At 73.0% G+C, this 21,314-nt stretch carries 13 protein-coding genes; 7 read left to right on the forward strand and 6 right to left on the reverse strand.

Translation table 11 applies throughout. The features are described from left to right. Positions 1 to 125 precede the first annotated feature (125 nt). A complete protein-coding gene (locus ACSMX9_RS29370; protein WP_445398608.1) occupies positions 126 to 5,663 on the forward strand; it encodes a glutamate synthase-related protein in 5,538 nt (1,845 codons plus the stop codon). Then, complete coding sequence (locus ACSMX9_RS29375) at positions 5,660 to 7,429, forward strand: diflavin oxidoreductase (RefSeq protein ID WP_445398610.1); 1,770 nt, start codon at positions 5,660 to 5,662, stop codon at positions 7,427 to 7,429. The genes ACSMX9_RS29370 and ACSMX9_RS29375 overlap by 4 nt, the downstream gene beginning before the upstream one ends. Positions 7,430 to 7,759: 330 nt before the next feature. On the opposite strand, the gene ACSMX9_RS29380 is transcribed toward ACSMX9_RS29375, so the two are convergent. Next, entirely contained in the window at positions 7,760 to 8,965 is a 1,206-nt protein-coding gene (locus tag ACSMX9_RS29380; protein ID WP_445398612.1) for an erythromycin esterase family protein, read from the reverse strand. A gap of 57 nt (positions 8,966 to 9,022) precedes the next feature. Here ACSMX9_RS29380 and ACSMX9_RS29385 point away from each other — a divergent pair, with 57 nt between their 5' ends. Continuing rightward, complete coding sequence (locus ACSMX9_RS29385) at positions 9,023 to 9,754, forward strand: TioE family transcriptional regulator (protein ID WP_445398614.1); 732 nt, start codon at positions 9,023 to 9,025, stop codon at positions 9,752 to 9,754. Between the two features lie 56 nt (positions 9,755 to 9,810). Here the strand turns inward: ACSMX9_RS29385 and ACSMX9_RS29390 are convergent, their stop codons facing one another. The 3 genes from ACSMX9_RS29390 to ACSMX9_RS29400 are packed head-to-tail and all read right to left on the reverse strand — an operon-like array spanning position 9,811 to position 14,513. Continuing rightward, the gene (locus ACSMX9_RS29390; RefSeq protein ID WP_445398616.1) at positions 9,811 to 9,999 is read right to left on the reverse strand and encodes an LmrA/YxaF family transcription factor; all 189 of its coding nucleotides are present in this window, start codon (positions 9,997 to 9,999) and stop codon (positions 9,811 to 9,813) included. A gap of 3 nt (positions 10,000 to 10,002) precedes the next feature. Next, complete coding sequence (locus tag ACSMX9_RS29395; protein WP_445398618.1) at positions 10,003 to 11,043, reverse strand: DNA polymerase Y family protein; 1,041 nt, start codon at positions 11,041 to 11,043, stop codon at positions 10,003 to 10,005. Continuing rightward, complete coding sequence (locus ACSMX9_RS29400; RefSeq protein WP_445403132.1) at positions 11,040 to 14,513, reverse strand: DNA polymerase III subunit alpha; 3,474 nt, start codon at positions 14,511 to 14,513, stop codon at positions 11,040 to 11,042. Before ACSMX9_RS29400 ends, ACSMX9_RS29395 begins: the two co-directional genes overlap by 4 nt. Before the next feature lie 509 nt (positions 14,514 to 15,022). Here ACSMX9_RS29400 and ACSMX9_RS29405 point away from each other — a divergent pair. Beyond that, entirely contained in the window at positions 15,023 to 16,168 is a 1,146-nt protein-coding gene (locus tag ACSMX9_RS29405) for a type III polyketide synthase (RefSeq protein ID WP_445398620.1), read from the forward strand. Between the two features lie 582 nt (positions 16,169 to 16,750). Further along, positions 16,751 to 17,917 carry a S8 family peptidase gene (locus ACSMX9_RS29410; RefSeq protein ID WP_445398622.1) on the forward strand — a complete coding sequence of 389 codons (1,167 nt, stop codon included), beginning with the start codon at positions 16,751 to 16,753 and terminating at the stop codon, positions 17,915 to 17,917. Positions 17,918 to 18,014: 97 nt separating this feature from the next. Here the strand turns inward: ACSMX9_RS29410 and ACSMX9_RS29415 are convergent, their stop codons facing one another. Beyond that, positions 18,015 to 18,947 carry a helix-turn-helix domain-containing protein gene (locus ACSMX9_RS29415; protein WP_445398624.1) on the reverse strand — a complete coding sequence of 311 codons (933 nt, stop codon included), beginning with the start codon at positions 18,945 to 18,947 and terminating at the stop codon, positions 18,015 to 18,017. Positions 18,948 to 19,062: 115 nt separating this feature from the next. On the opposite strand from ACSMX9_RS29415, the gene ACSMX9_RS29420 reads away from it, so the two are divergent. Beyond that, complete coding sequence (locus ACSMX9_RS29420; protein ID WP_445398626.1) at positions 19,063 to 19,833, forward strand: MBL fold metallo-hydrolase; 771 nt, start codon at positions 19,063 to 19,065, stop codon at positions 19,831 to 19,833. A gap of 50 nt (positions 19,834 to 19,883) precedes the next feature. Here the strand turns inward: ACSMX9_RS29420 and ACSMX9_RS29425 are convergent, their stop codons facing one another. Next, a complete protein-coding gene (locus tag ACSMX9_RS29425; RefSeq protein ID WP_351245652.1) occupies positions 19,884 to 20,075 on the reverse strand; it encodes a DUF1059 domain-containing protein in 192 nt (63 codons plus the stop codon). Between the two features lie 342 nt (positions 20,076 to 20,417). Here ACSMX9_RS29425 and ACSMX9_RS29430 point away from each other — a divergent pair, with 342 nt between their 5' ends. After that, a complete protein-coding gene (locus tag ACSMX9_RS29430) occupies positions 20,418 to 21,311 on the forward strand; it encodes an ABC transporter substrate-binding protein (RefSeq protein WP_445398628.1) in 894 nt (297 codons plus the stop codon). Positions 21,312 to 21,314: the final 3 nt, after the last annotated feature.

Below are 21,314 nucleotides of genomic sequence, written 5' to 3' on the forward strand. Positions count from 1 at the left end.
AGGTACGCCTTACCGTGCTCAATCGCACCACTCGGGGCTCGGCCGTCACACGGCCCGCCCGCGGCGAGCGCTCCACCGACGCAGCCTGGCCGTCCGCTGCCGGTTTTCTCGCTGACGGGACCCATGTGAACGACTCTGCCTTCGGTCTGTACGACCCTGCCCGCGACCACAGTGCCTGCGGCGTGGGCTTCATCACCCGCCTCGACGGGACCCCCCACCACGAGGTCATCCGCAAGGGCGACGAGGCGCTGCGCACCATCCCGCACCGCGGAGGCACATCGGCCGAAGGCGTGGGCGACGGGGCGGGCGTGAGCATCGACCTGTCGGTGGAGTTCTTCGGCGTGATCACCGGTGAGGAACTGCGCGCCGGACACTTCGGCGTCGCGAACTGCTTCGTCCCCGTCGACGCCGACCGCCGCGCCGGCGCACTGGACCTGGTGGCTCGGAGCATCGCCGAACAGGGCTTCGAGGTACTGGTGGTGCGCGAGGTCCCGGTGGACCACGCAGTGGCCCGGGCTGCCGCCGAGCAGTACCAACTCCCCATCGTGCAATGGGTGTTCAGGGCGCCCGAGGGCTGGGAGCGCAGCGACGTGGACGCTGCCGCCCACCGCTGCCTCCTGGCGGTCGAGGCCGCCGCCTACGCGGACGACGCCTACGCGGGGCTCTACCCCCTGTCGCTGAGCGCACGGACCCAGGTGCTCAAGGGGCGGCTCAACTCCGGTGAGGTCATCGGTTACTTCCGTGACCTGTGCGATCCACGGCACTCGGTGCGCTCGCTGTACTTCCACACCCGGTTCTCCACCAACACCGAACCGCACCCGACCATGGCACAGCCGTTCCGGCTCATGGCGCACAACGGAGAGTTGAACACCGACCGCAAGAACCGTCTGTCCGACGAGGCGCTCGCCCGCGCCCGCACCCGCAGCATCGTGCGCCCCCCGGGCCAGTCCGACTCCAGCCGGCTCGACCAGACCCTCCAGAGCAGGGTGTTCGACGACGGCCTGGACCTCGTCGAGGCCGTGGTGTCGCTGATGCCGCCCGCGTGGGAGAACGACCGGACCCTGCCCGTCGCGGTGCGCGACATGCTGGAGTACTTCTCGCTGTACGAGGAGAAGAACGACGGCCCGGCCGCCGTGATCTTCAGCGACGGAGACGTCGTCGGAGCCCGTCTGGACCGGCTCGGCCTGCGACCGCTGCGGACCGTCGAGACCGCCGAGTACCTCATGGTGGCCTCCGAGGCCGGCCAGGTCGCCTTCCCGGACGAGGAGGTCGTGCACCGGGGCCGCATCGAGGCCGGCGGCATGCTCGTCGTCGACCACCGCACCGGCCGTCGGCTGCGCACCTCCCAGGTGCTCGCCGCGCTCGCCGCCCGCCGTCCGTACTCCGAACTGCTGGCCGCGGCCCGGGTGAACCTCGACGACCTGCCCGCACCCGACTACGACCGCGGCACCACCACCCTCGGCTACGACGGGGACCTGTCCACCGCCGGCCGGTACGTCGCCTACTCGCTGAACCAGGAGAGCTTCCGGTTCATGCTCGATCCGATGCTCGCCAACGGGGCGGAGCGGATCTCGGCGATGGGGTACGGCAACGCCATCAACGCGCTCAGCGACACCGAGGGCGGCATGGCGAAGTACTTCTCCCAGCGCTTCGCCCAGGTGACCAACCCCCCGCTGGACAGCATCCGCGAAGCGGACGGCATGAGCATGCGGGTCGCACTCGGCCCCAAGCCGGACGGCACCGGCCACACCAACGGCCGGCAACTCGTGCTGTCCTCGCCCGTGCTCGGCCACCTCGACATGGTCCGACTGCGTGACCAGCGGATCGTGCCCCTGGAACGGTTCGACCTGCTCTACGTCCCCGTGCCCGGCGAGGTGACCGCGAACGCCGACGCCCTGCGCACCGCCCTCGGACGGCTCTGCGACGACGTCGAGCGGTTCGCCGCGGAGCGGGGCGGCATCGCCCTCCTCACCGACCGGGCGGTCTCCTCCTCGAAGGCGCCGCTCCCGGTCGTCCTCGCCGTCGCGGCGGTGAACCAGCGCCTCATCGAAACGGGACTGCGACTGCGGGTCTCGTTGGTGGCGGAGAGCGGCCAACTCGCCTCCTCGCACCACGTCGCCACCGCCCTCGGCTTCGGGGCCTCGGCGGTCTACAGCCTCAGCGCACGACTGCGCGCGGAGGAGAAGTACCCGAGCGCACCGGCACCCGCCGGGGAGACCACCGCAACCGACCGGGCCCTGGCACGGTTCCGCAAGGCGGCCGAGAAGTCGCTCGCCAAGACCATGGGCCGGGTCGGGCTGTGCACCGCCGAGAGCTACATCGGCGGCGAGTTCTTCGAACCGAACTACCTCGACACCCGCGACGACGTGTTCGCGACGATCTTCCCGCACCACCGGGCCCCGGTCGGCGGCGTGGGCTTCGCCCGCATCGCCGAGGCCGCGACGGAGTGGCACGAGCGGGCCCGCACCGTGCAGGGCGAACAGCAGATCCCCCTGCTCGGCCTCTTCAAGGAACGCTCGGACGGCGCCGGGCACTCCTTCGGCACCACGGCCGTCCGCGGCTTCGGCGGCATGACCGAGGAGCGCCCGGAGTTCGGCCGCCCGGATGACGCGGACGCGCTGCGCCTGCTCACGCTCGGCCAACTCGACGACGCGTTCGGCATCACCGACACCGCCTACCGCAACACCGGGTACGACGCACTCGGCGACGCCGAGATCGACGCCTTCCGGATCACCCCCGGATACCGCGCCTTCCTCCGGGCGACGCACGAGGAGCGCGCCCGGCGCCCGGCCGCCCTGCGCGACGTGCTCGCGCTGCCCGCGGACCTGACGGGACCGCGCACCCCCGAGGACTTCGCCCGTGAACTCGGCCGGTTCTCCACCACCGGCAACGCCAGCATCACGGTCCGCGGGCTCGTCACCGAAGTCACCCACGATTCCCCCGACGGGACCACCCTGCGCCTGCGCCTCACCGCCCCCGGGGCGGACGGCGCGGAGCGCCACACCGCGCTCGCGGCCGGCCTCGCCCTCGCGTACCCGGGCGAGGTCGAGACCCTCGACGCCGACGCCCGGAGCGTCACCGTCCACGTCGTCGGCGCCGCCGCGCGCCTGCTCGCCCTCCTCGACGGCGCACCCGACAGCATCGCCCTCGACGAGGTGCAGCCCGCGCACCGGATCACCGCCGCGCTCGCCTCCGGCGCCATGAGCCACGGCGCCCTCGTGGCCAGCGCGCACGAGGCCGTCGCACACGGGGCGAACATGGTCGGTGCCCTGTCCAACAGCGGCGAGGGCGGTGAGCACCACTCCCGGTACGGCACCATCCGCGGCTCCCGGATCAAGCAGTTCGCGTCCGGCCGGTTCGGCATCTGGGCGGGCTACCTCGCCGATCCGATGCTCCAGGAACTGGAGATCAAGATCGGTCAGGGGGCGAAGCCCGGCGAAGGCGGTCAACTGCCCGCGCCGAAGGTCACCGTCGACATCGCCGCAGCCCGCGGCGGGACCCCGGGCATCGAACTCGTCTCGCCGCCGCCGCACCACGACACCTACTCGATCGAGGACCTCGCACAGCTCATCCACGACTGCAAGGCCGCCCGGGTGCGCGTGATCGTGAAGCTGGTGTCCTCGGAGGGCATCGGCACCATCGCGGTCGGCGTCGCCAAGGCCGGCGCCGACGTGATCAACGTCGCCGGGAACACCGGCGGCACCGGCGCGGCCGCCGTCACCAGCCTCAAGTACGCCGGCCGGTCGGCGGAGATCGGGGTCGCCGAGGTGCACCAGGCGCTCCTCGCGAACGGGCTGCGCGAGAAGGTCGTCCTGCGCTGCTCCGGCGCGCACCAGACCGGCGGGGACGTCGTCACCTCGGCCCTGCTGGGCGCCGACAGCTTCGAGTTCGGCACCACCGCGCTGATGATGCTCGGCTGCGTCATGGCGAAGAACTGCAATGTGAAGTGCCCCGCCGGACTCACCACCAACCCCGAGGCGTTCGAGGGCGACCCGCGGGCGCTGGCCCAGTACCTGCTCAACGTCGCCCACGACGTGCGGGGGATCCTCGCCCGCCTCGGCCTGGGCTCGCTGCGCGCGGCCCGGGGCCGTACCGACCTGCTCCAACTCCTGGACCACCCGGCGGGCGTCGGCCAACTGGACGTCCGCCGGCTGCTCGCCCGGGTCCCCGAGAAGACGGTGGCCGAACCGGAGTACCTGGAGAAGGACTTCACCACCGACGACGCCCTGATCGAGCGGGTGCGGGCCGCCCTGATCGAGCGGCGCGAGCCGTCCGTCCTCGTCGACGGCATCCGCCTCGGCAACAGCGACAAGTCGGTCGGCGGCCAGCTCGGCATCGACGTGGAGCGGCTGCTGAACCACCGTCTCGACGCCGCGGAGTTGGCCGGAGCCCCCGCCGTCACCACCGACGACCGCGGTCGCCGCCGGCTGGTGGACGACGCCGTCCTGGTCCGCACCACCGGGTCCGCCGGCCAGTCCTACGGAGTGTTCTGCAACGACGGCATCACCCTGGAGCACACCGGTACCGCCAACGACGGCGTCGGCAAGAGCCAGAGCGGCGGCCGGATCGTGGTCCGTGCTCCGGGCGGCGGCGCCGACGAGCACGGCGGCAACGTGCTCGTCGGGAACTTCGCCCTGTTCGGCGCCACCGGCGGCCGGACGTTCGTCCAGGGGGAGGCCGGCGACCGCTTCGCGGTGCGCAACTCCGGCGCGACCGCGGTCGTGGAGGGCCTCGGCGACTTCGGCTGCGAGTACATGACCGGCGGCACCGTGCTCAACCTCGGCGGCTTCGGCAAGGGCCTCGGCAACGGCATGAGCGGTGGCTTCCTGTACCAGTACGACCCCACCGGCGAACTGCGCGAGCGGGTGAGCGCGGACTCGCTCCTGGTGTTCCCGGTGACCGACACCGAGCACGGGGTCTTCCACCAGGAAGCCGTGCGCCTGCTCCTCCAGTGGCACCTGGAGGCCACCGGCTCCCGGCTAGCGGCCCGGCTCCTCGCCGACTGGGAGCACGAACGCCGCCACGTGTACTGCGGAATGCCCCGCGCGCTGCTGCTGTACCAGGACGCCACCGAGATCCTCGCCGCGGCCACCCGCGGCGAACTGCTCGACGAACTCGCCACCTCCATCGCGACGGACAAGCTCCGCGCCTTCAAGGTCGACTACCGCGACCGTCGCACCGTGCTCGGCGGACGCGCCCCCGCGCTCGGCGACCGGGACGGCGACGACATGTTCTCGCTGCTCTCCTCGTACACCGTGCTCACCGTCGCCCAGGACCTGGCGCTCGCCCGGGTGCCCGGCGCGAGCGACCCGGACGACCCGCGGGTCGCCGAGGCGGTCCGCAACCTGGTGCTCACCGAGGACTTCGCCGTCAAGCAGCGGGTGGTGAAGTACCTGCGCGGCACTCTGGAGCGGTTCGACGACGACGAACTCGCCACGCTCATCGCCATCAAGCGCCTCGACGACTACAAGCGCGCCCTGAGCAGCCGCAACAACTTCAGCATGGACGCCCCCGGCACCTACGGCTGGATCCTCCACCAGAACGCCAAGAACACCGGCCGCGTCCGGGCCGCCCGGTTCGACGAACTGCTCGCGACCGCGGCCCTGGCGGACATCGCCGAGCGCCGGACCCCGCAGACCCCCACCCAGGCGGTGACCGCATGACCCTCATGGCCCCCACCGGAACCCTCATCCCGGCCGACGCCCCCTTCTCCGCCGCACAGGAGTCGTGGCTGGCCGGTTTCCTCGCCGGCATCGCCACCGCCGGCCGTCGGGAGGCCTGGGCGGTCGACGCACCCACCACGACCGTGGACGTCCTGTTCGGCACACAGACCGGGACCGCCGAGTTCCTCGCCGACGAACTGGTCTCCGGGGCCCGCGCCCGGGGCCTCGGTGCGACCCCCGCCGCCCTCGACGCCGTCACACCCGAGCGCCTCGCCGCCATGTCCCACCTGCTGGTCGTCACCTCGACGTACGGCGAGGGGGAGATGCCCGACAACGCCGGGCTGTTCTGGGAAGCGCTGAGCGCCGATGCGGCACCGCGGCTGGAGGGACTGCGCTACGCGGTGCTCGGCCTCGGCGACCGCGGGTACGACGACTTCTGCCAGGCGGCGAAGCTCATCGACACCCGACTGGAGCAACTCGGCGCCGTCCGCGTGCACGACCGCGTGGACTGCGACGTCGACTTCGAGGAGCCGGCCGCGGCGTGGACGACCGCGGTCCTGGACCGGCTCGCCGCCGAGACCGGCGCCCCGACGACCCCCGCGCCCGCCCCGTCGAGCGCCCCGGGCCCGGCCCCCCGGACCCGTTCCCCGTGGAACAAGCGCACCCCGTACCGGTCCCGGCTCGCCGTGAACAGGCTGCTGTCCTCGCCGGACAGCGCCAAGGAGATCCGCCACTACGAGTTCGAACTCGGCGACAGCGGCATCACCTACACCGCCGGCGATGCGCTCGCCGTCCTCCCGGTGAACGACGACGCCCTGGTCGGCGCCCTCCTCGAACACCTGGGCGCGCACGGCGACGAGGACGTCGACGGGCAGCCGCTCGTCGAGGTGCTGCGTACCGGTCGCGAGGTCCGCACCCCCTCCAAGGAACTCGTCGCCGAACTCGTCGAACGGGCGCCGGGCAGTGACCTCGCCGCGGTCGTCGGGCACGGCGACCGGGCCGCCCTCGACTCCTGGCTGTGGGGACGGGACGTGCTCGACCTGCTGCGGGACGCCGGACCGGCCGCCCCCGAGCTACCCGAACTGCTGCCACTGCTACGCCCGTTGCAGGCTCGGCAGTACTCGATCTCGTCGAGTCCGCTCGCCCACCCGGACCGCATCCACCTGACCGTCGCCTCGGTCCGGTACACCACCGGGCACCGCCGGTACGAGGGGGTCGCCTCGACCTACCTCGCGGACCGGGCGGGCGGGGGGACCGACGAGCCGTCCGCCGGCGTCTACCTCCAGCCGAACACCTCCTTCGGCGTTCCCGCGGACGACGACGCTCCGATGGTCATGATCGGCCCCGGTACCGGCATCGCCCCGTTCCGCGGCTTCCTCCACGAGCGGGCTGCTCGGGGTGCCGCCGGACGCAACTGGCTCTTCTTCGGCGACCAACACCGCCGCACCGACTTCGTCTACGAGGACGAGCTCGCCCGGTTGCGGGAGAGCGGCGTGCTCACCCGGCTCGACCTGGCGTTCTCGCGCGACCAGGCGGAGAAGGTCTACGTGCAGACGCGCATGCGCGAGCAGTCGCGCGAGTTGTACGGATGGCTGGAGGAGGGGGCGCACGTGTACGTGTGCGGCGACGCCTCCCGCATGGCGAAGGACGTCGAGGCGGAGCTGCTCGGCGTCATCGCCCGGGAGCGCGGGCGCGGTGAGGAGGACGCCGCCCAGTACCTGGCGGACCTGCGGCGCGCCAAGCGCTACGTGCGGGACGTGTACTGAGGCGCGCCGGGCCGGCAGCCGGAGCCCCGCGGCGCCGACGAACCGCGCGCCGTGCAGGAGGGGCGCGGTAGACGGAACGGCACCGTGCGGCTGGTCGGGGCGGGGAACCGGCACTCGCCCCGACCACCCGATGCCGTTCCCGTCGTCCAAGCGGTCACCGGCGGGCCGGTGGCCCGGATCGCGCAGGTCGGGAGCCTGGGCGGGGCCGCGCCCGGCGTCCGACCGGGCTCGTTCGTGCTCCGCATCGACCCCGAGGAGACCGTGTCGGCCGTCGTGGGACGGGACGGCCGGCACGCCGCGCATCGGGAGGCCGAACTCGTCGGCCCGTCCTCAGGACCGTGGCACGTCCTTGAGGAACAGGATCCCGTCGAGGTCCGCCAGCCGATCCGGGTCCAACGGGGCGTAGAAGTGGGGCGAGGTGCGGGTGACGATCCGCGCGGCGCCGAGGGCGGCGGCCAACACCGGGGCGTCGACGAGGCAGCGGTCCCGGTCGAGCGCGTACAGGAGCCCCTCGATGCTGTCCGGCTCCGGTGCCCCCACCCCCCGGTGCCGCATCGTGCCCAGGGCGGTGGCCAGGAAGGCGTACTCCGCGCCCAGCCGTGCGCTCGCCAGCGCACCCGCCCCCCACCACCTCAGCGGCTCCGGCCGGTCGGGCAGACGCCACCTGCTCTCGCCCCGTTCGAGGTGGCCGTTGTGCGCGAAGGCCAACACCGGACCCCGCTCGGTGAGGGCCAGAAGGTTCTCGGCCATGATCGAATCCCGTAGTCCGAGCAGCCGCCCCATCCGGTTCGGCGAGGGGTCGGCCATCCAGTAGTGGTAGCGCAGCAGCCCGGTGGCGGTGCGCCCGTACAGGCGTGCCCGGTCCCAGTCCTCCCGTGAGGCGGCCGTGATCAGCCGGGGTGCCTGTGCGTCGAGGACCGCCACCAGGTCGTCGGCGAGCACCCGCAGCTCCGTCGCTCCGGCGGAGCGTCCCACCGAGCGGGAGGCGTCCCGCATGGCCCCGGGCTCCGTCCACCGGTCGTCGGGACCGAGCAACCGGTCGAGGGCGTCCGCGGTACAGGGCAGCAGCTCCGCGTCGCCGTGGTCGGCGAGGTACGCGTGGAGTGCGGTCAGGGCCTGCCGGGGGCTCGCCGCGCCAGTCATCTCCAACGGACCGTCGAAGCCGGCGAAGCGGATCCGCTCGGACGCGGGCCGGCCCTCGTTGTGGGCACGCATCCAGCGCACCAGCTCGCGGTTGGCGGCGAACGCGCCGAAGCCGTGGCTGAAGCCCTGTGCCATGACGGCGTCGAGGGTGCCCCGACCCGAGGTGACGTAGTCGTCCACGACCAGCCCCCGCAGGCAGTCGCTCTCGACGGCGACCGTGCGGTAGCCCTCCTGCTCGATGAGTTCGCGGAAGAGTTCGTTGCGCACGTCGAGCGGTGCACGCTCGCCGTGGACGGGTTCGCCCAGGGCGAGCAGCCGCGGTCGGGTCGGGAGCAGCTTCATCACGGCGGGAGCGTCGACGGCACCGACGGAGTCCTCGAAGTCGATATCCATGCCTTCGACGCTATCGCTGAACCATCTGTTGAGGCTTTGCGCGATAACGTCGGCCCCATGGGGAGAAACCTTCAAAGCGGTAGGCGACTCAGGCCGATCGATCTGGCGCGCAGGCACGGTCTGTCCGCCCAGGCGGTCAGGAACTACGAGGAGGCCGGCATCCTCCCGGCGGCCGATCGCACCCCGCACGGGCACCGCGTGTACACCCCGCTGCACGCGAGCGCCCTGCGCGCGTTCCTGGCCCTGGTGCCCGGGCACGGCCACGGCAGGGCCACGGAGATCATGCGGGCGGTGAACCGGGGCGCCGCGACGGAGGCGTTCCGGCTCATCGACGAGAGCCACGCCCAACTCCTCGACGACCGGCGGACCCTCCGCGCCGTGGAGGACGCCCTGCGGGACCTGGAGCCCGCCTCGACGCCCGGACCGAGCGCGGGGCCCGGGCCCCGCGCCGCGTTCATCGGGGAACTGGCGGGCCGGTTGGGCCTGCGCCCGGCGACCCTGCGCAAGTGGGAGGACGCCGGGCTGGTGCGTCCGCGCCGCGACCCGCGGACCGGGTACCGGGTCTACGACGAGGCCGACGTGCGGGACGCGCGGCTGGCCCACCAACTCCGGCGGGGCGGCTACCTCCTGCGGCAGATCGCTCCGCTGCTCGACCGGGTCAGGGCCGCCGGCGGGCTGGACCCCTTGCAGTCCGCACTGCACGACTGGCACGGCCGGTTGTCCACCCGCGGGCGGGACATGCTCACCGGGGCCGCGGAACTCGACGCGTACCTCCGCGAGCGCGGCTGACGCCGGGCGGGAGAGGGCGTCCCCCCGCCCGGCGGGACGCGGGGCCGCGCGCCGGATCAGGTCCGGGGCGCCGCGTCGACGAGTTGCGCGAGGTGGACGGCCGCGTCCCGGAGCGGGGTGTCGTCCGCGGTGACGCGGCTCAGCAGCTCCGCTCCCTCCAGCATGCTGATGACCGTCCCGGCCAGGGAACGCGCCGCGTGCGGGGCGATGCCGCCCGCGGACCCCGGTGCGGTCCGCGACGCCATGCGTCAACGGACGAGCGGTTGGTGCGCGTGCCCCGGGGCGGGGTCGCCGACCGAGGACCTGAGGCGCGCGAGGCCACGCACCGCCGCGGCGGGGCGGACCGTACCCGGGCCGAACCTGTTCCGGGCCCGGTCGACGGCGGCTTCGACCCGCCGGGCCCGTTCGTCGAGCGGGTCGAACACCAGCTGACGCGGAGCGAGGCGCGCCGGCAGCAGGTCGTCCGCACACAGGGCGAAGGAGCGGACCCGGGCGCGTTGCAGGGCGAGGCGGTCGTGGAGCCCGTAGGCGAGCGCGGTCAGCGCCGGTGTGTGTGCCGTGGCCTCGTGCAGGGAACGGGTCCGGGTGGTCGTGGTGCGGTCCGCGTAGCGGACGGTGAGGGTGAGCGCGCGGGCGGCACGGGATTCCCCGCGGAGCCGCAGACCGAGCCGATCGGAGAGGCCGAGGAGGGCGGCGCGTTGCCGCTCGCGGTCCAACTCGTCCCAGGCGAAGTGGTGTTCCACACGGATCGAGGGGGCCGGTCCGCCGGGGACCACCGGAGTGGGGTCCAGCCCGTGGGCCGCGTCGTGCATCCTGCGCCCCGCGGTGGCCCCCAGGACGCGCTGGAGGGTGCCCAGCGGTGCGGCGGCGAGCCGACCGACGCTGTCCAGGCCGTACGAGGACAGGGTGCGAACGGTCGCGGGCCCCACGTCGGGCAGCGCGGCGGCGGGCAGCGGAGCGAGGAAGGCCGCGACCGCGTCCGGGTCGTCGGGCAGCGCCCGCACCGCCGAGGGCGGCCCGTCCGCGACGAGCATGCGGGCGAGCATCGGGTTGGCGGCGACCCCGATCGTCGAGCGCACTCCGTGCAGACCGCCGGCGCGTGCCCGGACGCGTTCGGCGAGGTCGGGGGCGTCGGTGCCGAAGTAGCGCAGGCTGCCGGAGACGTCGGCCAGGGCGGCGTCCGGCGGCAGCGCCTGCACCACGGGGGTGAACTCGGACAACAGGGCGAGCAGACGGGGGTGGACCCGCTCGTCCGCCAGGTCGTGGAAGTGGACGTGGAGGATCTTCATCCCGCGCTCCCCGGGCTCCGGTGCCACAGGGCCCGGCTCTGCTTGACGGCTGCGCCCGGCGGTTGGAGGTCCGCCCACGGGTGCAGGGCGTAACCGGTCTCCAGGGGGATGCTGCGGGCGGTCGGTGCGGTTGCCGGCGGACGCTCGGCGGTCAGGCGCTCGGTGACCGCCGACAGACCGCCCGTGCGGCGCAGTTCGGCGAGTTCGGCGAGGTCCCAGGCGGCCGACCCGGTCACCGACAGGGCCTTGCCGCCGCCGTCGCCGCGACGCTGCACCACCCCCCGCACCAACAGCAGCCAGGAGTGGAAGACGGTGTGGGCGCAGGCGTCGTGGCTGTCCTCGAAGAACGCGCAGTCCACCAGCCCCGAGGCGTCGTCGAGCGTGGCGAAGACGACCCGCTTGCCGGAACGGATCGGCGGGGTCTGCACGGCGCCCTTCGCGCCGGCGACGAGGACCACCTGGCCGTGCGGCAGGTCCTTCAGACGACGGGCGGACACCACGCCGAGTTCGTCGAGCAACTCCTGGTGGTCGCGCATCAGATGGCGCGAGGCGTCCATGCCGAGCACCCCGAGTTCGGCGCTCAGTCGCTCCGCCTCGTCCAGGTCGGGGAGTCGGGCGGGGGCCGCGGGGACGGGTTCTCCCGTGTTCTCCACCAAGGGCAGCTGGTCGGCTGTCGAACGGCGTGGTGCCCGGTGCGCCTCGGCGATGTGCAGCATCAGGTCGCGTCGGTTGCGCCCGAAGGCGTCCAACGCGCCGACCTGCGCGAGGCGTTCGGCGACCGGACGGGAGGGGCGGGCTCGTGCGATGAAGTCCTGGAGCGAGGAGTAGGGCCGGCCCCCGACGATGCGTTCCGCCTCGGCGTCGCTCATCCCGCGTACGTCGGCGAGGGCGAGGCGCACGCCCGGTTCCGGGGCCCGCACGCCCTCCACGTCGGGCACCAGTTCGATTCTGTGGGTGGTGTCCGAGGCGTTCACGTCCAACGGGAGGATCAGCACGCCCCGTCGTCGGGCGTCCGCGAGCAGCAGCCGTTTCGGGTACATGCCGGGGTCGTGGGTGAGGAGCCCCGTGTAGAAGGCGGCCGGGTGGTGGGCCTTCAGCCAGGCCGACTGGTACGACGGCACGGCGAACGCGACGGCGTGCGCCTTGCAGAACCCGTAGGCGCCGAACGCCTCGACGATCTTCCAGGTCCGTTCGACGACCTCCTCGTCGTAACCGCGTCGGTGCGCCCGCTCGGCGAACCACGCCCTGATCCGCCCGACCTGGTCGGGGCGGGCCAGGGCGCGCCGGGTGTGGTCGCCGAAGTCGCGGCTGCACCCGGTCATCACGTGCAGGATCTCGATGACCTGTTCGTGGAAGACGACCACGCCGCGGGTTTCGCGCAGCGCGGGTTCGAGGTCCGGGTGCGGGTACTCGGGGGCCTTGCGCCCGTGCCGGGCGGCGATGAACGGGTCGACCATGTTGGCCGCCACCGGCCCGGGGCGGAACAGCGAGATGTCGACGACCAGGTCGTGGAAGGTCTCCGGTCGGAGCCGCGCGATGAGGTCGCGTTGGCCCGGTGACTCGGTCTGGAAGCACCCCAGCGTCTGTGCGGAGGTGATGAGCCGGTACGTCGCGGGGTCGTCCGGCGGCACCTGTGCGGGGTCGTCCAGGTCGATGCGGTGCCCGGAGGTCCGCTCGACCTCGGCGACGGCGTGGGCCATCGCGGACTGCATCCGCACGCCGAGGACGTCGAGCTTGAGCAGCCCGAGGTCCTCCACGTCCTCCTTGTCGAACGGGGACATGGGGAAGCCCCCGGTGCTGGTCGGCAGGACGGGGGTGCGACGCAGCAGGGTGGCGTCGGAGAGCAGGACGCCGCACGGGTGCATGGCGATGCCGCGCGGCAGTGCGTCGAGCCCCTCGACCAGGTCCCACAGGCGCGGCCCGTACGCCTCCGGGTCGATGCCGCGTAGTTCCGGGAGCTCCCGCAGGGCGGTGCGCGCGTCCCGGGCGCGGATGTGGGGGAAGGACTTCGCGAGGCGGTCCACCTCGGCCGGGTCCAGGCCGAGGGCGAGTCCCACGTCGCGCACCGCGTGCCGTACCCGGTAGGTCTCCGGCATGGACACCGCGGCTACCCGTTCGGGGCCGAAGCGGTCCAGGATCGCCCGGTAGACCTCGGAGCGGCGGGCGGACTCCACGTCGATGTCGATGTCGGGCAGTTCCTCCCGCCACACGGACAGGAAGCGCTCCATGAGCAGCCCGTGCTCGACCGGGTCGGCGGTGGCGATGCCGAGCAGGTGGGTGACCAGGGACCCCGCTCCGGAACCCCGGGCCGCCACCCTGATGCCCAGCTCCCTGGTGTCGGAGACGACCTGGGCCACGGTGAGGAAGTACGAGGCGAGGCCCCGCTGTTCGATCAGGCGCAGTTCGTCCTCCAGGCGCTCCCAGTAGCCGCGCTTGCGGTCGTAGCGGTGCCGGAGGACCGCGGCGGCGCAGCGCGAGCGCAGCACCCGTTCGGGGGTGCGTCGCCCGGCCCCGACGAGCTGCGGTTCGGGGAAGTGCACCCGGCCGAGGCCCAGGTCGTCCTCGGGGTCGACGCGACAGGCCGCGGCGGTCTCCTCCGTCACGTCGAGGAGCCGGCGTGCGGTGGCGGCCCGGTGCCCGGCGGCCTCGGCCACCCGTCCGGCGATCCGGGCCATGCGGTCGGCGGGCTTGAGCCACCGTTCGCCGCTGTCGAGCGTGCCCCGGGGGTCGATCGGCACCAGACGGCGGGCGGAGTCCAGCACGTCCGCCACTGCCCCCTGCCCGGGGTCGGCGTACCGTACGGCGTTGCTCAGCACCGGTGTGATCCGTTGGTCGACGGCGAACCCGAGGGCCCGGGCGGCCGCCCGGAGCGAGCCCGGCCCGGTGCCGCTCAGGCCGTGGCTGACCACCTCGATGCGCAACTGTTCCGTTCCGTACCGCTCCCGCCAGGGCGCGAGCAGTCGGGCGGCCCGGTCCGGACGGCCGGCGGCCAGGGCCCGGCCGACGGCCGAGTCGGGGCCGAGCAGCACGGTGACGTGCGAGCCCTCCACGGCCTCCCAGGGCAGCAGGGGGTGGTGTCCGTCCACCGCGTCCGCACGGTCCGCGTGTGCGGCACTGACCAGCCGGCAGAGCTCCGCCCAGCCCGCCGCCCCGTCCCGGGCGAGGAACGTCACGCGCGGTGTCGTCTCGTCGACGAAGGCGCCGCCCTTGACCGGGGCGCGGCGCCGCTCGGTGCGGCCGGCCGTCTCGACGGGTGCCGCCACCGCGAGGTCGACCCCGAACAGTGGCCGGATTCCGACTCTGCCCGCGGCCTTGGCGAAGCGGACGGCGCCGCCGAGGGTGTCCCGGTCGGTCAGGGCGAGCGCGTCCATGCCCCGCTCGGCGGCCTGCTCGGCGAGCCGCTCGGGGTGGGAGGCGCCGTAGCGGAGGGAGAACCCCGAGGCGGTGTGCAGATGCGTAAAGCCTCGCACCGTGACCACCACCTCACCCTTCGAAACCCCCTGTGTCGTTCTGTCCGCACCCGTCCCATGGGTCGATGTCCTCACCATAGACCAGTGTCGAATGTTTGTGCGATTTGAGGGGGTGAGGGCGTCCCGGGCAGGGCTCCCGGGCGAGCGGGAGGGAGAGGGGCGGCAGGGCGGCGGTCGTCCGACTCCGGGGGCGCGGCCCGTGGTGGCGAAAAAACGATCTTGCCGATGGCGAACGTGCGGTTCATGCTTCCTCAGGCGTGGCGCCGCACCCCCCACCCTCGGAGCCGCGTCCCCCCACCTTGAGGACCACCGTTGACCCTCGTGCGTTCCGCGCCGCCGTCCGTCCGCCGCTGTCCGGCCGTGCCCGGTCCGGCGGGTTCCCCCACGGCGGTCTGACCGTCCGCTCGACCCGTCTCCCCGGTGCGTGAGCTCCCCGTCACCGGGCCCTTCGCTCCGCCCCGGGCGAGGACCTGCCCCGCGCTCCCTCCGAAAGGACCCCCACCGTGCCCGTGTCAGGACCGAGTGCCCAGGAGTACGAGCCGCGCGTCCGCGTGGCGATCGGTCGCCCCGCCGTCGTCGTGCCCGAGCACCGGGTGTCCCAGGAGGAGATCACCGCCGCAGTGGGGAACCTCTTCGCGGACGCCCCCCAGGTGGAGCGCGGCCTGGAGCTGATGCGCAGCACCACGGTCAGGACCCGTCACCTCGTGGACGGCCTCGCCGACCTGCTCGCCCCGCGCAGCTTCGGCGCCCGCAACGCCCGGTACACGACGGAGGCCGTCCGCCTCGGTGCCCGCGCCGCCGAACGGGCCCTGGCCGCCGCGGGAGTGACCGCCGCGGACGTGGACCACCTGGTCCTCGTCTCCTGCACCGGTTACGCACTGCCCGGCCCGGACGCGTACATCGCCCAGGAGATCGGCTGCCGGCCGACGGTGCGGCGGACCCCCATCCAGCAACTGGGGTGCGCGGCCGGAGCCTCAGCCCTCGCCGAGGCGTTCCACTTCCTCCAGGCGTACCCGGACGCGACCGCGCTGGTCGTCGCCGTGGAACTGAGTTCCCTCTCCTTCCAGCGAAACCAGCACTCGCTCAGCGACTTCATATCCAACGGGATCTTCGGCGACGCGGCAGCCGCCACCGTCCTGCGCCGTGCGACCCCGAACGCCACGGGATTCCACGTCCAGGCCGTCCGGCAACACCTCCTCCCGCAGTCCCACTCGGTCATCGCGGGCACCACCACCGAACACGGCTTCCACTTCAAGACCGACCCCCGGGTGCGGGCCACCGTGCCCCGGGTGGTCCCCGAGATCCTCTCCTTCCTCGCCGAACTCGGCTGGCCCGCCGACGGGGTGGACTTCTGCGTCTCCCACACCGGCGGGCCGCTGATCATGGACGGGGTGGAGCGGGGGCTGGGGCTCGTGCCGGGCGCCCTGCGACACAGCCGGGAGAGCATGGCGCAGATCGGCAACACCTCCAGCGCCTCCGTCCTCGACGTCCTGCGCCGGCACCACGAGGACGGCTCCCCCGAGCACGGCGCCCGGGGCCTCGTCCTCGCCTTCGGCCCGGGCTTCACCACGGAGGTCATCGCCGGGTCCTGGCACGACGGGGCCCGCCGCGTGCCGGAGGGGCCCGGCCTTCCCGCCCCGGCCGGTGAAGCCTGAAGAACCGGACCCGGCGCCGCTCCCGGCGGGACGCCCGGGCGGCGACCCGGACCGGGTGCGGAGGCGGTCCACCGATGCCTGGAGCGCTCCGCCCGTTCGGCCGGGAGCGACCGGCTGTCGTTCGGGAGGACAACTCCTGCTGCTGGAGCGGGGCGTGAGCCTCGGCACCGGGTGCGGACGGGGGAGTGCGGGGCCGCGGCGGAGGGGCGGCAGTATCCCAATCCGTCATGCGCATTTCAACCGTGGTCATCGGGTGGCCCACGGGGTATGTTGTCGCACGCGCAGCGGACACGAAGTTCCGAATAGCGGCGATCCCGCTCATGGACCACCGTGCCGGAGCGTGCCTGCCGCTCCGTCACGAGGGACGGGGCGCAGGGCACTCGGCCGTCCTCGTCATCGCCCGCTCCCTCGCTGTGCCCTCCCCACACCGCCGCTAGCAGCGGTGAGCTGTTCCACCTTCCGCGTCCCGTTCCCCTCTCCACCTCGCGGTCACTCCCCGAGTGACGTGCGCACGAGGCGCGTTCCCCCACTTCCGACCGCCCTCATCCGCGGTCGGACCCACGAAAGGTGTCAGCCCTCCCCATGCGTACCACCCACCTCGGCGGCCTCGCCGCCGGCACCCTCGGTCTCGCCCTTCCGCTCGCCCTCATCCCCACCAGCGGATCCGCCGCGCCCGCCCCCACGCCGCTGCTCAAGGTCACGCAGGCCCCGGCCGAGACCGAGATCAAGGGCCAGTACATCGTCACCGTCAAGGCGGGCAACGACCCGGCTGCCGTCGCCGAGGCCCGCTCGGTCACACCGGAGTACGTGTACGACGAGGTCCTCAACGGATTCGCCGCCACCCTCACGTCCGGTGAACTCGCCGCGCTGCGCGCCGATGCGCGCGTCCAGTCCATCGAGGAGGACCAGAAGGCCGCTCCCTCCGCCACCCAGAACAACGCCCCCTGGGGGCTGGACCGAATAGACCAGCGCAGCGGTCGCAACGGTTCCTACACGTACACCGGCACCGGCGCGGGCGTCACCGCCTACGTCATCGACACTGGCATCGACACCGGCCACCCCGACTTCGGCGGCCGGGCCCGCAACGTCTTCGACGCCTTCGGCGGCAACGGCCGGGACTGCAACGGCCACGGCACCCACGTCGCCGGCACGGTCGGCGGTTCGACCTACGGCGTGGCCAAGGGCGTCCAGCTGCGCGGGGTGAAGGTCCTCGACTGTCAGGGCTCCGGGTCGTTCTCCGGCATCATCGCGGGCTTCGACTGGGTGCGGCAGAACGCCGCGAAGCCCGCGGTCGCCAACGCCTCGCTCGGCGGCGGCTACTCGGCGGCCCTCAACAACGCGGCCACCAACCTGGCCAACTCGGGCGTCCACACCACCGTCGCCGCCGGCAACAGCAACCAGGACGCCTGCAACTTCTCCCCGGCGAGCGCGGCCAACGCCCTCTCGGTCGCGGCCTCCGACTCCGGAGACGCCAAGGCGGGCTTCAGCAACTACGGCCGCTGCACCGACCTCTACGCGCCCGGAGTGGGCATCAACTCCGCCCGCATGGGCGGCGGTAGCACCGGCATGAGCGGCACCTCGATGGCCGCCCCGCACGCGGCGGGCGTGGCGGCGCTCTACAAGGCGTCCTACGGCGACGCCTCCAGCGCCACGGTCAACAACTGGTTGATCAACAACAGCACGCCCAACGCGATCCGGGGCAACGTCAGCGGCACCCCGAACCGCCTGCTGTTCAAGTCGACCCTGTGAGTCCGCGCGGATAGGCGGCGAGCGTCGAAGGGCCCGGCCGGGCATGCGCCACGGCCGGGCCCTTCGCGGCGTCTTCAGGGCTCCGGTGGACCCGCCCTCACCCTCCTCCGCCCCGCTGGGCGCGGCGGAAGGCGCCCGGGGTGGTGCCGGTGTGCCGGACGAAGTAGGTGCCGAAGTTGGTGGGTTCGGAGAAGCCCAGCTGACGGGCGATGCCGGCGACCGGATCGTCGGTGTGCGCGAGCAGGCGCTTGGCCTGGAGGACGACCCGTGCGTCGATGACCTGCTTGACGGGCTGCCCGGTGGCCGCCAGACAGGCGCGGGTGAGCGACTTGACCGAGTAGCCGAGGGCCGTGGCGTAGTCCTCGGCCCGGCGGGTGCGGTGGTAGGAGCGCTCCAACTCGGCCCGGAACCCGGCGTAGGTGCCCGGGGCGTCGGCGACGGAGGGGCCGGAGTCGGAGCGCGGCAGACGTCCCACGTGCAGCAGCAGCGCCGTCAGGAGGAACCGGAGGACCTCGGCGGACACCCGGCCGGGCGGGCGTCCGTACTCGGCGACCAGCTGGGAGAAGAGGCCGGAGGTCGGGGTGAGGTCCGGGTCGTCGGACAGGTCCCAGGCGGTGGGACCGAAGGGCGCTGCCAGCAGGTGCCCGAGGCCGTCCGGAACCGGCGGGAAGTCCGTGGTGAAGATCAGGTGGGGTCCGTCCGGCCGTCCGGCGGGGTGGAAACGCTGCACCTGACCGGGGCGCACCCACAACAGGGTGCCGGGACGGAGCGGGTGCGCCACGAAGTCGACGGTGTGCCGACCCTTCCCCCGGGTGATCAGCATCAGGGCGTGGAAGTCGGTGCGGTGGACCTGCTGGAGCACCCGGCCGGCGACCCGGTGGCGAAGGGTCTCCAGGTCCGTGACCTCGATCCCGGGGACCGGTGCGTCGGGGGCGTGGAAACCGTAGTGGGGGATCGGCGGGTTCCCCGACTCGGTGCGTCCTGCTGCCGAGCCGAGCCCGTCCTTCGGAACGTGTCCGTTCTTCACCATGATGAGTCCCCAGTCTATCTCGCGGGGGAGCCCGCTACGGCAGAGGCTGGTGAGGACGGGAGCTCCCCGACGAAACCCTCTGAGCAGCGAACGGAGCATCCACATGCAGGGCACCATGACGATCATCGATCGGCAGCCGATCCGCGTCCACAGCTACATGGCGCCGGACAACAGTCTGAATGTGACCACTCACCTGATCGAAACGCCCCACCGGCTGATCGCCGTGGATGCGCAGTTCGCGCTGGGGTGCGCGCAGGAGGTGGTCGCCTACGCGGGCACCCTCGGCAAGCCGCTCGACCGGGTGGTCATCAGCCACGCCCACCCCGACCACTTCCAGGGGGCCGGCCGCTTCGGTGCCCCGGTGCACGCCCTGGCCGCCGTTCGGGACGGCATCGTGGCCCAGGGCGACGGGCGCGACCCCTCCGGCACGGTGATCCCCGTCGCCGACATCACCCCGACGCGGATCATCGAACCCGGTGTCGAGGTGATCGACGGGGTCCGGCTGGAGTTCGCGGCGCTCTCCGGTGGGGAAGCGGCCGAGGAACTGGTGGTCCGGTTGCCCGAGCAGGGCGTGCTGATCGCCCAGGACCTGGTGTTCCACCGCACCCACCTCTTCGTCGGCAACAACGACCTCGCGGGCTGGCGGGCGGCCCTGGACGCGCTCGCCGCCGACCCCGGCCACGACACGGTCCTGCCCGGGCACGGGCTGCCCGCCGGGCGCGAGGTCTTCACCGAGATGGCGCAGTACCTCGCCGACGCCCGGGAGTTGCTCGGCGACGACGGCGAGGCGTACAAGAAGGCGATCGTGGAGCGCTACCCCGACTGGCGCGCCCCCGCCCTGATCGACATCGGCAACCAGTACCTCTTCGGTCCGCTGCCGGGTTGAGCCGGGGGCGGGCCGGCCCCCGCCCCGGCCCGGAGCCGCCGCGGCGCGCTTCAGGCGTGCTGGGGCACCTCGTCCTTCAACACCCCCCGGAGCTGCTCACGGAGTTCCGGGGTGTCCTCGTGCCCGTGGACGGACGCCGCGTGCTCCGCGGCGGCCCGGACCACCTCCTCTTCCTCGCCCGCGATGGTGAGGGTGCAGTTCGACTCGCTCGGGTAGTCCCGGCAGTCGGCGACCTTGCGCATGACGTGCCTCCAACGACGGGCCGCCCCGCCCACCGTCCCGGCCGCCCGTACGGCCGCCGGGGCGAGGCCGGCGGAGACGGGATGTGGGGTGTGCTCTCCCTCCAGCGTCCCTCCGCTTGCGCGGAGGGGAAAGCGGTGGACCCCTCCCGTGGCGCACGGTCGCCGGTGGTGGCGCACGGTGCGCGTGCCGTTCCCGCGCCCGCCCGCAGCGATCACGCGGTGGTCGGGGGCCGGGGTGAGCAACGAAGGATTCGATGCTCAGGCGTGAATGGCTTCATCATCTTCCGCTCGGTGACGGGTGGCTGCCAGCATCAGCGCACTGTCACCGGCTGAGGGAGAGAAATGGCCATCCTGACTGAATCCAGACGGCTGCGCGCCCTCGTGGCCCTGGTCGCCGCGGCCGCTCTGGCGCTCACCGCCTGCGGGCGGTCCGACCAGGGCGGGGACGCGGAGACGGACGGCGGCGACACCGCCGGCAAGACCGCCAAGGAGATGCTCCCCGAGGCGTTCGAGAAGGGCGGGGTGCTGAGGGTCGCCACCGCCGTGGGCTACCCGCCGATGGAGATGTACAAGCCCGGCACCACCGAACTCACCGGGGTGGACCCGGACCTCGCCCGGGCCCTCGCCGACGAACTCGGCCTCGAACTCAAGCTCACCAACGCCGCCTTCGACGGACTCATCCCGGGCCTGAAGTCGGGACGCTTCGACCTCGTCATGTCCTCCATGACCGACAGCCCGCAGCGCCGGCAGGCCGTCGACTTCGTCGACTACTTCCGCACCGGCGGAGTGATCATGGTCAAGAAGGGCAACCCCGAGGGCATCACCACTCTGGACGGCCTCTGCGGCAAGGCCGTCGTCCTCGCCAAGGGCAGTTCCAACCTGGAGATCGGTCAGCAGCAGAACGCCAAGTGCGGCGAGAAGATGCGGATCTCGCAGAGCGAGGACGCCCCGACCGGCCTCCTCCAGCTGGAGAGCGGACGCGCGGTCGCCACCATCGTCGACTACCCGGTGGCCCAGATGTTCGCCGAGAAGAACCCCGCGTACGAGGTCGTCCCCACCCAGTACGGCGCGGCGCCCTGGGGCATCGCGGTCAGCAAGGAGCAGAGCGGACTGCGCGACGCCGTGCACCGGGCCCTCCAGACCCTGATCGACAACGGCGCGTACAAGAAGGTCCTCGACGAGTACGGGGTCGCGGGCAGCGCCGTGCCCCGGGCCACCATCAACGACGGTCAGTGAGCC

It is taken from the genome of Streptomyces sp. LE64 (assembly GCF_052606915.1).

Excerpts from the sequence above, each read along its gene's own strand:
- ACSMX9_RS29375 (WP_445398610.1), top strand. The coding sequence starts at position 5,660 with ATGACCCTCATGGCCCCCACCGGAACCCTCATCCCGGCCGACGCCCCC.
- ACSMX9_RS29380 (WP_445398612.1), bottom strand. The coding sequence starts at position 8,965 with ATGGATATCGACTTCGAGGACTCCGTCGGTGCCGTCGACGCTCCCGCC.
- ACSMX9_RS29385 (WP_445398614.1), top strand. The coding sequence starts at position 9,023 with ATGGGGAGAAACCTTCAAAGCGGTAGGCGACTCAGGCCGATCGATCTG.
- ACSMX9_RS29390 (WP_445398616.1), bottom strand. The coding sequence starts at position 9,999 with ATGGCGTCGCGGACCGCACCGGGGTCCGCGGGCGGCATCGCCCCGCAC.
- ACSMX9_RS29395 (WP_445398618.1), bottom strand. The coding sequence starts at position 11,043 with ATGAAGATCCTCCACGTCCACTTCCACGACCTGGCGGACGAGCGGGTC.
- ACSMX9_RS29410 (WP_445398622.1), top strand. The coding sequence starts at position 16,751 with ATGCGTACCACCCACCTCGGCGGCCTCGCCGCCGGCACCCTCGGTCTC.
- ACSMX9_RS29415 (WP_445398624.1), bottom strand. The coding sequence starts at position 18,947 with ATGGTGAAGAACGGACACGTTCCGAAGGACGGGCTCGGCTCGGCAGCA.
- ACSMX9_RS29420 (WP_445398626.1), top strand. The coding sequence starts at position 19,063 with ATGACGATCATCGATCGGCAGCCGATCCGCGTCCACAGCTACATGGCG.
- ACSMX9_RS29425 (WP_351245652.1), bottom strand. The coding sequence starts at position 20,075 with ATGCGCAAGGTCGCCGACTGCCGGGACTACCCGAGCGAGTCGAACTGC.
- ACSMX9_RS29430 (WP_445398628.1), top strand. The coding sequence starts at position 20,418 with ATGGCCATCCTGACTGAATCCAGACGGCTGCGCGCCCTCGTGGCCCTG.